Origin of the sequence: Agrobacterium sp. LR_9 (assembly GCF_041954855.1) — a bacterium.
GTDB classification, from domain to species: domain Bacteria; phylum Pseudomonadota; class Alphaproteobacteria; order Rhizobiales; family Rhizobiaceae; genus Agrobacterium; species Agrobacterium leguminum.
In genome coordinates this window covers 470876-484903 of the sequence record NZ_JAVAYA010000001.1, presented here as the reverse complement: position 1 = coordinate 484903, position 14028 = coordinate 470876, and the positions used below count along the sequence as shown (strand labels likewise).

General features: G+C 61.5%; 9 protein-coding genes and 1 tRNA gene. 2 read left to right on the top strand and 8 right to left on the bottom strand.

Features of this window, described 5'->3' with window-relative positions:
- Positions 1–239 precede the first annotated feature (239 nt).
- From RAC79_RS02375 to RAC79_RS02355, 5 genes are all read right to left on the bottom strand, one after another.
- Positions 240–1115 (bottom strand): dienelactone hydrolase family protein, encoded by an 876-nt coding sequence (locus RAC79_RS02375; RefSeq protein ID WP_374996850.1) that lies wholly within the window; start codon positions 1113–1115, stop codon positions 240–242.
- A gap of 118 nt (positions 1116–1233) precedes the next feature.
- On the bottom strand, positions 1234–2262 hold the full coding sequence (adhP, locus tag RAC79_RS02370; RefSeq protein ID WP_004432721.1) for an alcohol dehydrogenase AdhP: 1029 nt from the start codon (positions 2260–2262) through the stop codon (positions 1234–1236).
- Between the two features lie 149 nt (positions 2263–2411).
- Positions 2412–2813: an MAPEG family protein gene (locus RAC79_RS02365; protein WP_374996853.1), complete on the bottom strand. Its 402-nt coding sequence runs from the start codon at positions 2811–2813 to the stop codon at positions 2412–2414.
- A gap of 112 nt (positions 2814–2925) precedes the next feature.
- A complete protein-coding gene (gene guaB, locus RAC79_RS02360; protein WP_065654415.1) occupies positions 2926–4431 on the bottom strand; it encodes an IMP dehydrogenase in 1506 nt (501 codons plus the stop codon).
- A 179-nt stretch (positions 4432–4610) separates the two neighbouring features.
- Positions 4611–5612, bottom strand: a complete 1002-nt coding sequence (locus RAC79_RS02355; RefSeq protein ID WP_374996849.1) for an MBL fold metallo-hydrolase — start codon at positions 5610–5612, stop codon at positions 4611–4613.
- A gap of 209 nt (positions 5613–5821) precedes the next feature.
- Here RAC79_RS02355 and RAC79_RS02350 point away from each other — a divergent pair, with 209 nt between their 5' ends.
- A complete protein-coding gene (locus tag RAC79_RS02350; protein ID WP_035236057.1) occupies positions 5822–7219 on the top strand; it encodes an MDR family MFS transporter in 1398 nt (465 codons plus the stop codon).
- Here the strand turns inward: RAC79_RS02350 and RAC79_RS02345 are convergent, their stop codons facing one another.
- The 3 genes from RAC79_RS02345 to RAC79_RS02335 all read right to left on the bottom strand — a co-directional run bounded on the left by RAC79_RS02345 (position 7220) and on the right by RAC79_RS02335 (position 9895).
- Positions 7220–7960 (bottom strand): RlmE family RNA methyltransferase, encoded by a 741-nt coding sequence (locus tag RAC79_RS02345; RefSeq protein ID WP_059760663.1) that lies wholly within the window; start codon positions 7958–7960, stop codon positions 7220–7222.
- Entirely contained in the window at positions 7957–9585 is a 1629-nt protein-coding gene (locus tag RAC79_RS02340) for a Ppx/GppA phosphatase family protein (RefSeq protein ID WP_065654417.1), read from the bottom strand. The genes RAC79_RS02345 and RAC79_RS02340 overlap by 4 nt, the downstream gene beginning before the upstream one ends.
- Before the next feature lie 233 nt (positions 9586–9818).
- Positions 9819–9895: transfer RNA gene (locus RAC79_RS02335), tRNA-His, on the bottom strand.
- A gap of 316 nt (positions 9896–10211) precedes the next feature.
- Between RAC79_RS02335 and RAC79_RS02330 the strand changes: the two genes are divergently transcribed.
- On the top strand, positions 10212–13967 hold the full coding sequence (locus tag RAC79_RS02330) for an ATP-binding protein (protein WP_174038808.1): 3756 nt from the start codon (positions 10212–10214) through the stop codon (positions 13965–13967).
- Positions 13968–14028 lie beyond the last annotated feature (61 nt).

Below are 14028 nucleotides of genomic sequence, written 5' to 3'. Positions count from 1 at the left end.
CTGTTTTTTTTTTTTCCAGCAGAAGACGGCATACGAGATGTAGCTCCTTCTCGTGGGCTGGGAGATGTGTATAAGAGCCCGGCCCTGCCGGGCATCTCCCCCCTTGAGGGGGAGATGCCCGGCAGGGCAGAGGGGGGTGAAGCTCCACACGCCTTCGGTCCGCTGTCAATTGACAATATCCAGAGCTTCTCCACCTTCCCTTGCCAAGGAACAGAACAGACGCCCGCCGCCCCCCCCCATCACGCCAGATATTTCTTGAAGAACTCCGTCGTCCGGCCCCAGGCGAGATCGGCAGCCGTCTTATCGTAGCGCGCCGAGGACGTGTCATTGTTGAAGGCGTGGTTGACGCCGTCATAGACGAAGATTTCAAAGGTCTTGCCGTTTTCCTCCAGCGCCTTCTTATAGGCGTCGATGCCGGCATTGATGCGCTCATCGAGACCCGCATAGTGCAAAAGCAGCGGCGCCTTGATGGCTGGTACATCGGCCGCGGGGGCCTGCTGGCCGTAATAGGCGACGCCGGCATTCAAACCTGCCGATTTGGTAGCGAAACGGTTGACCAGCCCGCCGCCCCAGCAGAAACCGACAGCACCGACCTTGCCATTCGCCCCCTGCCGGGCCGCAAGCCACACCCGGCCCGCTTCGGCATTGGCGACGGTCGCGTCCATGTCGAGACCGCTGAACATCTGCCGTGCCTTCTCCTCATCGGCGGGCGTGCCGCCCTGTGGTGAGAGGAAATCGACCGCAAGCGCCCTGAAACCGGCGAGCGCCACCCGTCTTGCCACGTCACGAATATGGTCGTTCAGACCACGGTTCTCGTGGATGACGATGACCGAGCCGATGGGACCGGAAACGGATTTCGGCGTAACGAGGTAACCCTTCATCTCGCCACCGGGGGCGGAATAGGTCACCTCCTCGGCGACGATCCTGTCGTCATCGGCCGCGATAACCGCCGCACGGGCGCTGTTGGCCGAAAGAAGCGGAGCGATGGCCGCCGCCGCTGCACCAGACCCGGCCAATACGGTGAGCTTTTCCATGAATTTGCGGCGATCGAGGCTGAGATGGGTATATTCATCGTAAGCGTCGATCATGGCCTGCGTGATCTTGGGCTTGTCCATCGCTCTATCCTCCTTGAACGCACGGATGCGGGAGGATAGCGCAGATCGCCCCGTGGGGAACGAGGCGGGGGCAAGCGACGCCACACATTTACGTGAGCGCCGCCAGCCAGTTTTCACATCAGGCAGCGAGGTCCACGACGATACGGCCGTCGATCTTGCCCTCTTCCATGCGGTGGAAGATATCGTTGATGTTTTCGAGCTTATCCCAGGAGAAATGGGCCGCCACCTTGCCTTCGCCGGCAAACGTCAGCGCTTCCTCCAGATCCTGCCGCGTGCCGACGATGGAGCCGCGCACCGTGATGCGCTTCAGCACCGTGTCGAACACCGGAATGGAGATGAAGCCTGGCGGCAGGCCGACAAGAGCCATGGTGCCCTTGGAGCGCAGGAAGCCGTAAGCCTGCTCCATGGCCTTGGGCGACACCGCCGTCACCAGCGCGCCGTGGACGCCGCCGGTCGCCTTCTGCACCTGCTCCACCGCATCTGGCGCGCGGCCATTGACGGTGACATCGGCTCCGAGTTTCTTCGCAAGCGCCAGCTTGTCGTCGAAAATATCGGCGGCCACGACATGCATGCCCATGGCCTTGGCATATTGCACGGCCATGTGGCCAAGCCCGCCAATGCCTGAAATGACCACCCACTCACCGGGCCTGACTTCGGTTTCCTTCAGCCCCTTATAGACGGTGACGCCGGCGCAAAGCACCGGTGCGGCCGGGCCGAAATCGAGATTATCCGGCAGGCGGCCGACGAATTTCGGATCGGCGAGGCCGTATTCCGCAAAGCTGCCATTGACGGAATAGCCGGAATTCTTCTGGCTCGGGCAAAGCGTCTCCCAGCCCGTGCGGCAGGGAATGCAGCATCCGCAGGCGGTGTAGAGCCAGGGCGTGCCGGCGCGGTCGCCTTCCTTGATGCCGGTGACGCCAGCGCCGATCTTGGCGACATAACCGACGCCTTCATGGCCGGGGATGAAGGGCGGGTTGGGTTTGACCGGCCAGTCGCCGGTTGCGGCGTGCAGGTCGGTGTGGCAAATGCCCGTCGCCTTGTAGTTGATGAGAATTTCACCCGGGCCGGGATCCGGTATCGCCACTTCCTCGATGGTCAGCGGTTTTCCAAACGCGCGGACGACGGCTGCCTTCATTGTCTTAGCCATGACATACTCCCTAATCTCTGCTCGCCTGGAATCCTCGACGGCAGGCAGAGATTAACGGGGATGGGGCGTCATGGAATTGACCCATCGCAAATCGGAGCATTTTGCAAGGCGGGATTGTCTCACTTATGAGGCAACCTCACGGTGCTGATTTACTCCAGCGCCAACCATATGGCGAGCCACGCCCACAGGCAGACGACCAGCGCAAAGCCGATGCCGAACAATGCGCCACGCTGACGCAGGCGGTTGCTGGTGACGTGGACATAGGAATGGGCATAACGCGAGAGCACGAACAGCCATGCCAGAACGACGGTGACGATATTGTCCGCATCCGTGATGTAGAGCAGCAGGGAGGCGATGTGGAACAACACCGGCAGTTCGAACTGATTGGCGATGTTGCGGTTCACCAGATGGCTTTCACGCGCCTCTTCGTCCCGGTCGCGCAGCTTGATCGCCGATTCGCGATCCTTGAAGGTGTATTTGTTACGCCGGATGATCAGGAGCGCATAAAGGCAAAAGACCAGAAAGACATGGGCGATCATCGGCCAGAACATTGCGGTCGTGGGTGACATGCTTTCTTCTCCAATCATGAAAACGCTCCCCGATCCGGCATGAATCGGGGAGCGCCAAATACTCAGTATCCTTTTACGGATTCGCCTCGAAAGATCAAACCGCGCCGGGGTAGTTCGGGCTTTCGCGGGTAATCGTCACGTCATGGGCGTGGCTTTCGCGCAGGCCCGCGCTGGAGATGCGAACGAAGGTGGCGCGCTCCTGGAATTCCTTGATGTTGCTGCCGCCGACATAACCCATGGCGGCTTTCAGGCCACCTGCCAGCTGGTGCAGGACGCCGGAAACCGGGCCCTTATAGGGAACCTGACCTTCGATGCCTTCCGGAACGAGCTTCAGCGTGTCGCGTACTTCCGCCTGGAAATAACGGTCTGCCGAGCCGCGCGCCATGGCGCCCACGGAGCCCATGCCGCGATAGGCCTTGAAGGAACGGCCCTGGTAGAGGAACACTTCGCCCGGGCTTTCATCCGTGCCGGCAAGCAGCGAGCCGATCATGACGGCGGAAGCGCCGGCGGCGATTGCCTTGGCCAGATCGCCCGAGAACTTGATACCGCCATCGGCGATGACAGGAATATCAGCCGCATTGGCGACTTCAACCGACGACATGATAGCCGCAAGCTGCGGAACGCCGACGCCGGCGACGATGCGGGTGGTGCAGATGGAGCCGGGGCCGATACCGACCTTGACGCCATCGGCGCCGGCATCGATCAGCGCCTTGGTGCCGTCGGCGGTGGCGACATTGCCGGCGATGATGCGAACCGAGTTCGACATCTTCTTGACCTGCGAGACGGCATCCAGCACGCGCTGCGAATGGCCATGCGCGGTATCGACGACCAGAAGGTCGACGCCGGCATCGATGAGGCGCTCGGCGCGCTCGATGGCGTCAGCGCCGACGCTGATGGCGGCAGCGGCGCGAAGGCGACCCTGCGCATCCTTGGTGGCGTTGGGGTTCAGCTGCGACTTCTCGATATCCTTGACGGTGATGAGGCCGACGCAGTTGCCCTTGGCATCCACAACCAGCAGCTTTTCGATACGGTGCTTGTGCAGCAGACGGCGCGCTTCCTGCTGATCGACGCTGCTTTCCTTGACCGTGACCAGGTTTTCGCGGGTCATCAGTTCGTAAATCTTCTGCTGCGGATCGGAGGCGAAGCGCACGTCGCGGTTGGTCAGAATGCCGACCAGACGGCCGTTCTTGTGGCCGCCGGAACCGCCGTTTTCAACGACCGGAATACCGGAAATGCCATGCGCCTTCATCAAGGCCTGTGCTTCAGCAAGCGTCGCATCCGGGCCGATGGTGACCGGGTTGACGACCATGCCGCTTTCGAACTTCTTCACCTGCCGTACTTCTTCGGCCTGCTCGATGGGGGTCAGGTTGCGGTGGATGACACCGATGCCGCCGGCCTGGGCCATGGCGATGGCGAGGCGGCCTTCGGTAACCGTATCCATGGCGGAAGAGAGGATCGGCAGGTTGAGATCGATATCGCGGGCAATGCGCGTGGCGATATTCGTCTGTCCCGGCATGACTTCGGAATGTCCGGGTTGCAGCAACACATCGTCAAATGTGAGAGCGTCCAAACCAGTGGGTGTTTGAATGATGCGTGCCATGACCAAATTCCTTCATACTGAAAATGCGTGGCCGTTCCGGAACGAAAAGTTCACCCCGGCGCCCTGCAAGGATTGCTTGGAAGTTGGCGAGGGCTGGTAACACGTTCATGACAGGAAGGGAATAGAAAAAACCCGGAATCGGCTTCCGGGCTTTCTTTGTTGCTGCATTGCAGCAGATATCAGATGTCGAACTGATAGGATTTCGGCACGAAACGATAGCCGGTATCCAGCTTCTCCGCGTAACCGACCGCCGGGAAAGGCATGTGATACCCAAGGAAAGGCAAACGGTCGGTGGCGATCATGTCGTAGACCTTCTTGCGGGTCGCGGCGGCGGCCGCCTTGTCCATGTCGAACTTCACCTCCCAGTCTGGCTTCTGCAGGGAAAGGACGAAATGGTTGGCCGTATCCGCTGTCAGGATGAGTTGTTTGCCTTCCGATTCGACACGGAAAATCATGTGACCAGGCGAATGACCGAAGGCCGCCACACCGGTGATCCCGGATACGACACTGGCGCCGTCGCCAATGAAGGTCGCCTTTTCCGCCAGCGGCTTGACGTTCGTGAGAACGCCCTTGTGACCGCCTTCCGCAGGCGTGCCGACACGTTTCTCATCCGTCCAGAAATCATATTCCGCCTGACCGAACACGTAGCGCGCCTTGGAAAAAGCCGGAGCACCCTTTTCCATCAGCCCACCGATATGGTCGCCATGCATGTGGGTCAGCACCACCACGGTCACATCTTCCGGCGTATAACCGGCGGCCGCCATGCCCTCGATCAACCGGCCATTGCCCGCACCGCGCCCGGCCTCACCGAAACCGGTATCGAACAGCACGAGATCCGTGCCGGTATTGACGAGGACCGGCGAGAAGGAATTGACGAATTGCTCCTTCGGCAGAAAATTGTCTTCCAGCAATTTTCCGACCGTCTCCGCCGACTGATCGGTCCCGAAGGTCTCGCCGGGATTGGGAGCCGCGCGTGCGCCATCCTTCACCACCAGCACTTCGAAATTGCCGAGCTTGAAGCGGTTGGTTTCAGGCGGCATCGCGTGTTCTATCTCCATGGAGGTTTGCGGCTGGCTGGTCTGGGCCGTTGCCGTGCGCGCCATCAACAGCGGCGCACCGAGAACGCTTGCGCCCGCCGCACCGATGAGGCCGCGTCTGCTCATGTTCAAGGATTGGGTCATCATCTTTCTCCCGATATCGCCAACTGGCCGTGATCGCCAACTGAACCATGCCAACGGACAATAGAGCGATAAAGTTGCAAGAAAACCGGCCTCACGCAGGTTTGATCGGAACTTGAGAAATTGATAATTAACGTGTTGGCAAGCCCGCTTATCAGGCGTAGGAGGAACGGCGATATCCTTTGTCGCAGCGGAAAGCCGCAGGCAGCCTCATGAACCGCATCATTCCCCTCATCCTGGCAGTCGCTCTCTTCATGGAGCAGATGGACTCCACCGTCATCGCCACCTCGCTGCCGGCAATTGCCGCCGACCTTCATGTCGGCCCGATCACGCTCAAGCTCGCATTGACGGCCTATATGGTGGCGCTGGCGATCTTCATTCCCATCAGCGGCTGGATGGCCGACAAATACGGCGCGAAGAAAATCTTCCGTTTCGCCATCGGCGTCTTCGTGGTGGGGTCGATCTGCTGCGCGGTGTCGTCCTCGGTGTTCGAATTCGTGCTCTCGCGCTTCTTGCAGGGCATGGGCGGGGCGATGATGACGCCCGTCGGCCGCCTTGTGCTTTTGCGCACGACCAAGCGCAGCGAACTCGTCTCCGCCATGGCGCTGCTGACAATTCCGGGGCTGGTGGGACCGCTGACCGGCCCACCCATCGGCGGCTTCATCACCACCTATTTTTCATGGCACTGGATTTTTCTGATCAATGTGCCGATCGGCGTCATCGGCATTTGGCTCTCGACGATCTTCCTGCCGGAAATCGAAACCACCAACCCGCCGCCGATGGATGGCAAAGGCTTCGTGCTGTCAGGCATCGCCGCCTCCGGTGTGGTGTTCGGCCTCTCCGTCGTCAGCCTGCCGGCGCTGCCGCCGGCCATCGGCATCGCCTCGACGATCATCGGTTTCATCTGCGGTTTTCTTTATCTGCGCCACGCCGCGCGCCACCCCGCCCCCATTCTCGATTTTCGCATATTCCAGAACGCGACCTTCCGGGCGGCGTCCGTCGGCGGCACCGTTTTCCGCATTTCCACGGGCGCCATACCCTTCCTGATGCCGCTGATGCTGCAGATCGGTTTCGGGCTCAATCCGTTCCAGTCGGGCATGATCACCTTTGCCGGCGCAATCGGCGCGATCACCACGAAATTCATGGCCAAGCGGGTGTTTGCGGCAACCGGATTCCGCTCGACACTGATCGGGGCCGGCATCGTCGGCGCCTGCACCACGCTCGCCAACAGCTTCTTCACCCCGGAAACGCCTTATCCGCTGATCATGATCTTCCTTGTGACAGCGGGATTTGCCCGGTCCTTCTTCTTCACCGGATCGAATGCGCTCAGCTATTCCGACATCGAGGACAGTCAGGCCAGCCAGGCGACTTCGATGGCGTCGGTGCTGCAGCAGATCAGCCTGGCGCTGGGTGTGGCTTTCGCCGCCTCCATTCTGGAAGTCAGCAGCATGATGTCCGGCACGCACCTGCAGCTCGCCGATTTCCACATCGCCTTCACCATCGTGGCGCTGGTATCGCTGTTCGCCATCGTGCCGATCATCCGCATGGACGGCAATGCCGGGGCGGCCGTCTCCGGCCACCGCGGCAAGGTCTCACAACCGGCGGAGTGATCAGTCTTCGGAAGCCTCTTCGGCTTCGGATGCGTCGGTCGGCTCGTTCTTGCGGCCCTTGAAGTGCTTGGCAAGCAGGAACATTTCCACCGATTCCGAGCGTGAGGACGCCGGCTTGATATGCAGAACCTGCTTGAAGTTCTTCTTCAGCATATCCAGCAATGCCTTTTCCGTGCCGCCCTGAAAGGTCTTCGCAAGGAAGTGACCGCCTTCCGCCAGCACCTGAACGGCGAAATCGGCCGCGACTTCGCACAGATGCATGGTGCGGATATGGTCGGTCTTCTGGTGACCGGTGGTCGGAGCGGCCATGTCCGACAGCACCAGATCGGGCGTGCCGCCAACGGCCTCCATCAGCTTTTCCGGCGCGGAGGGATCGAGGAAGTCGAGTTGCAGGATTTTCACGCCGGGAATGGGATCGATCTCGAGGAAATCGATGGCGGCGACGCGAATATCGTCCTCGGTGGAATCCGTCACCTTCGACGCGATCTGCGACCAGCTACCGGGGGCGGCGCCAAGGTCGATGATGCGGCGCGCGCCTTTGAGGATCTGGTGCTTGTCGTTGATTTCCAGGAGCTTGAAGGCCGCCCGGGCGCGATAGCCCTCAAGCCTGGCGCGCTGCACATAGGGGTCGTTGATATGACGTTCCAGCCAGCGGCGCGACGAGGCCTTGAGCTTGGTCTTCTTGACCTTCTGGCCGATCTTGCGGCCGGTGCGGTTGTTGCTTGTCGGCGCCTTGCTCATGTCAAACCTTCCGTCCTGTCCTGCCGTGTCATCTGCATGCGCCTGATGCGGTTGCGCCGCCATGCGCCGTCATCCGCCATCATATCCGTCAAAAGGCCTTCGCGCAGACCGCGATCCGCCACGCGCATACGGCGTGCCGGCCAGCGGCGGCGAATGGCCTCGAGAATGGCGCAGCCGGCCAGAACCAGATCGGCCCTGTCAGGCCCGATGCAGGCATTGGCGGCGCGGCCGGCGAAATCCCATGCCAGCAACTTGTCCTGCATCGCCGTAACCTCGGCATCGGAAAGCCAGAGGCCATCCACCTTGCGGCGATCGTATCGTGGCAGATCGAGATGGACGCCGGCAAGCGTCGTGACCGTGCCCGAAGTTCCGATAAGATGAAAATCCTCGTGATGGGTTTGCGGCGCGAGAGGCGGGCAATGGAAGGCATCGAGCAACCCTTCGACTTCCCGCACCATCGCGGCGAAGACGTCCGGCGTCACATCGCGCCCGCCATGGCGTTCCGAGAGCGTGACGACACCGACCGGCAACGAGGTCCAGTGGGTGATGTGATTGGCGAGCCGGTTCGAGCGATTTTCCCCGACCTTGATGACGGCGATTTCCGACGATCCGCCACCGATATCGAACAGCACGACCGAACGCGCCTCGCGCCCAACGAGAGAGGCGCAGCCAGACACCGCAAGGCGGGCTTCCGTCTCGCGGCTGATGATTTCGAGCTTCAGGCCCGTTTCCCGCGTGACACGCGCCAGAAATTCCTCGCCATTCGACGCAGCGCGGCAGGCCTCGGTGGCGATGAGCCGCATGCGCCTGATCGGGCGACCGGAGAGTTTCGCGGAGCAGACTTTCAGAGCCTCGACAGCTCGATCCATGGCGTCGTCGGACAGCCGGCCGCTCGACACCAGCCCCTCGCCCAGCCGGACGATGCGCGAAAAGGCATCGACGACCCGAAACTGACCGGGCCGCGTCGGCTGCGCGATCAGAAGCCGGCAATTATTGGTGCCGAGATCGAGCGCGGCATACATATCCACCGGCGGCTCCTGGCCATGTTCATGCTGGCGGCCTGCGTGGCGAGCGGATATTTCGGATTGCCGGTGCGGTTCCTGCCCGGCCCCATTAGCGCGACCATTCTGCTTGCCGACATGTTTCGGCGCATGGGTTGGAACCAGCGGACGGCCCTGTGGGTCGCGGCTGCGCGGATCGCGGTGACCACGCTTGCGGTGGCGCGACTTTCGCCCTGCGCCTGGCGGCACGGCGGATGGATTGGCAGCATCTGTTGCGGCTGGAGCCTGCGCCGGCACGGTGGAAGCTGAGGCAGCCTGCTGAGAAGCACCCTTGCCGCGAGAGCGCCTGCGGCGCTTTCTCTTGCGCGGCTCGGCATCCGGCTCAAGAGCCGATGCATAGGAGGAACCGGCCGGAACATCCGCGGCAACATCATGCGACAGCACAGCAGCGTCACGGGGCTGACCGTCACGCTTGTGTTTCTTGCCACGACGGGATCGCTTCGCTTTCCCTTTGTTCGCCACCGACGCCCCTTGTTCCGACGGCTTTGAGCCGTTTCCGGGGTCGATCACTGTCTTGTCCATTTCGCCGCGCACAAGCGTAGACGCTATGCTGCTGGCTTTCATAAGGTTTCGTTGGGCGGACAATACCAGCGCAAGCGATTTTAGCCAAATGGTTTTTGCCGGGCGGCGTGTCGCAAAGCTCACACGTCACCAAGGTTGCGTGGGAACCACCACGGACATGGCAATAATTTTGAGGATTTTCGGAAATCGGGAGGTGCCTGCGCGGACCGGTCTGGATAAAGTATTCCCCTCTCCCGGAAAGTCCTTGTGACGCATAACTTACTGGGAGAGGGGAATGGTACGGTTGAGTGGGGTCGAACCACCGACCTCAGGTGCCACAAACCTGCGCTCTAACCAACTGAGCTACAACCGCACATGAAACGCCGAAGCGGCGTCACGGGGGGTGACATAAAAGGTGTTTTCCCCATTTGCAAGTGCCTCTTCGAATTTTGCGAAAAAAGGCTGAGAAAGGCAAGTGCTTTTCAAGGGGCCGGGCTGACATAAAGAGGCCGCAGCGGCCTGTTGATGTTAACTCTATTTGGCGATTCATCCGGCGGATGGTGGACCGGACCGCGCTGTGAAGTTATTTAAAATTCTGTTAACGTGATGCCTCGGCGGGTTTACGTTTAGAGCTTCATGAGGAAGCCGAAAAGCCCGCAAGGTCCGGTAGTGCCAGAATAGGTTTCGACATGCCCGCCGTCCAGTATCCCTTTATCGATATCGCAGTGCATGAACGGGTGCGTGAAGGTTTCGGGCGTGGCGAGGCCATGGCGTTGTTCTCGCTCGACCTTAAAAACGCCCTTTGGGCCAATGGCCGGGGTGCGGCGCTGTTCGGCACGCCGATGGTTTATGATTTTCTGGAACAGGGCCCGAAACCGCAGGACGTGACCTTCCGGCAACTGGCAGCCACGGCGGCGCGGCTTTCCAAAGCAGGCGATAGCCTGCCGTTTACCATTCGCATCACATCGGGTTTCCGCAGCCTTGCCGTTACGGCGCGCGCGGAAATCATCGAGGCCGAGCCCGGACAGCCCGCCATCCTGTTTTCCGCCCTCACCGACCAAGTCGCACCCGACACGGCGGAATGCGCTCGGCGCATGATCGAAGGTTTCGACGACCCCGATATCCATATGGCGGTTCTGAACGGCGAGAACGAGATTGTCGCCGCCTCGCCCGGCTTTTCGTCGCTGGGCATCACGCCGCACACGGCGCGGACACTGGTGAAAATGGCAGCCGGACAGTCCGGCCATCTCGTCAAGCGGCCGGTGCCGACCGGCAAGGGCTATCTGCCCGCCGCCACCGGCCAGATTGCGGCATCGCCCGAACTGAACCTGATGTTCGTGGTCGAAACCGCGCTGGGCACACTCGATCCCGTCAATGGTTTCGCAGAAGACAGGCCGCAGGAAACGCCAGCCGCCGCCGAGCCCGCCCTGCCGGTTGCGGAGGTCGCGCCTGTTGCCGCTGCAACCTCCTTCGATTCCGTGCTCGATGCCGTCGCTGGCATCGAGGATGTGGAAGAGGTGCAGGAACTGCCGGCCGATTTCGAAGAGGATGAGAACAGCCTTCTGTCATTGCCGGAAATCGGAGCGGAGACCCCGGCGGCGATTTTCGCGCAGGACGCCGACGCCGCGGCACATGTGGCGATGACCGACGACATCGCCGATCTTTTCGAACTCGATGAGGATGAAGCAGAAGCTCCCTTAACCGAGCGGGCAATCGCCGATGCCCCTGCCGAAGAGACCCGGATCGAAGAAAACGCAGTCGCGGACGATGAAATCGTTGAAACCGCGCCGTCAGACGCTGCTCCTGCGGCGGATGAGGAGATAACGGCGGAGGCGGAGACCGAGGATACGGACATCGGCGCTGGCGCAGAAGCGCAGCCTTTTGTTTTCAATGCCGGTGCGCGCGCTTCCCGTTTCGTCTGGAAAATCGATGCGGAAGGACGCTTCAGTTCGATCTCGCATGAATTTGCAGAGGCTGTGGGCGCCAAGGCGGCTGCCGTGGAAGGCATGGGCTTTGCCGATGTCGCGGCCCTGTTCAATCTCGATCCCGACGGCAAGATCCGCGAGCTTCTCGGCCGTCGCGACACATGGTCGGGCAAGACGATCTACTGGCCGGTGGAAGGCACATCGCTAATGGTGCCGATCGATCTTGCCGCCCTGCCCACCTATACGCGCTCACGCGAATTCGACGGTTTCCGTGGTTTCGGCATCGTGCGGCTTGCCGATGCCACCGAAGACCCGCATGCCACCGGCCTGACCTTCCTCAACGGCGAAGAGGCCGATGCGGAAGCACTGCCGCAGCCCGCTATTGAGGATGAAAGCCACGAATTGCTGGCCTTTATCGATGAGGATGACGAGGCGGCGCAAGACGCCGGTTCCATCGCTGAGGACGAGGTCCCGGCAACGGAGGCCGATGCATCGGACGTGGTTTCGGCCGAAGAACAGCACCATGATTATACTCCCCCGGAATTCGAAGCGCCGGTTGCAGCACCCGCGCTGGAGCCAGCCTATTCCGACAAGGTCGTCCATCTGGAGGAGCGCCGCTCGCGCTCCCGCGAGGGGTTGACCGCAGGCGAGCAGGCCGCCTTCCGCGAAATCGGCCGGGCGCTTGCGTCGGCGGATGCTGCTTCCGAAGAAGACCGGGAAACGGATGCGGAAGCCATTTCCGCTGAGCCGACCATGCAGGATATCCAGCGGGATATCGATGCGGATGCTTCGGAAAGCGCGGCCTCCGAAACGGAAAATGACGACAGGGAAACCGAACCGGCGGAAGAAGACGATCTTTTCGCCGATTACGTTCGTGGCGAGCAGCCTGCGGCCATTCGCGCACCGGCGGATGAAAGCGGTTCCGACGAAAAGGAAGAGCCTGCGGCTGACGAGCGGCCGGCTGCCGATATTGCCGCCGCCATGGTCAGCCCGTCCGTTCGCCCCGCAAATGCCTTGACGGCCGAGACGCTGGACCAGATGCCCGTGGCGCTTCTGGTGCATGCCGGCGACAGGCTGATCCACGCCAACCCGGATTTCCTGCGCTTGACGGGCTATGGCTCTCTCGCCGAGCTCGAAGAGGTGGGCGGTCTGGAAGCGCTGCTGCAGCGGCAGGAGCTGGAGGAGATGCCGGACAACGAAGGCGGCATGGTGGTCGTCAGCTCTGACAACGACATCATTCCCGTCAAGGCGCGGTTGCAGTCCATTCGCTGGGAAGAAACCAAGGCGCTGATGCTGTCGCTGGTGCCGCTTGAGGAAAAGCAGGCGCCGGTTGCGGCCGCCAACGAAAATATTGCTGCCGGCGATGCCGAAAATGCGGAAGCAGGCAGCCTCTCCCTGTTGCAGGGCGAAGTGGAGGAACTGCATTCCATTCTGGAAACGGCCACCGACGGCGTGGTGCTTCTGGGAGACGAAGGCGAAATCCGCTCGCTCAACCGTTCCGCCAGCGCACTGTTCAACTATGACAATGGTGAAATCGCCGGCAAACCTTTCGTCACCCTCTTTGCCCATGAGAGCCAGCGCGCCGTGCTGGATTATCTCTCCGGTCTCGCCAATAACGGTGTCGCCAGCGTGCTGAATGACGGCCGCGAAGTGATCGGCCGCGAAGCATCCGGCGGCTTCCTGCCGCTGTTCATGACCATCGGCCGGCTGAAATCTTCGCATGGCTATTGCGCGGTTATCCGCGACATCACCCAGTGGAAGCGCACCGAAGAAGAACTGCGCAACGCCAAGCGGGCGGCGGAAACCGCCAATGCCCACAAGACCGACTTCCTGGCGCGCGTCAGCCATGAAATCCGCACGCCGCTCAATGCCATCATCGGCTTTGCCGACATGATGGCGACCGAACGTTTCGGGCCGATCGGCCATCCGCGTTATGTGGAATATGCCAATGATATCGGCCGTTCCGGCCGGCATGTGCTCGACATCGTCAATGATCTGCTCGATATTTCCAAGATCGAGGCCGGGCAGATGGATGTGGATTTCGTCGCCGTGCCGCTCAACGAAACGGTCGCCGAGGCGGTCTCGCTGGTGCAGCCGCAGGCCAACAACCAGCGCGTCATCATCCGCACCGCACTTGCGCAATCCGTGCCGCAGATCGTCGCGGACCTGCGCTCGATCAAGCAGATCGTGCTGAACATCCTGTCGAACGCGATCCGCTTCACGCCGTCCGGCGGCCAGATCGTGGTATCCACCGCCTATGAGGCCAATGGCAGCGTGTCGCTGCGCATTCGCGACACCGGCATCGGCATGACACGGGCGGAACTGGAACAGGCCATGAAGCCGTTCCGGCAGGTGGCCTCCTCCGGCAAGCGCGTGCGCGGCGACGGCACCGGGCTCGGCCTGCCGCTGACCAAGGCGATGGTAGATGCCAACCGGGCGAATTTCTCCATCACCTCCACGCCGAATGAAGGCACGCTGGTGGAAATCACCTTTCCCTCGCAGCGGGTTCTTGCCAACTGAGGCCATGCGGGCGTAGCAATGCGGAGGCCGCCGGCACGATGGTCGCCGGTTGAGGCCTTTG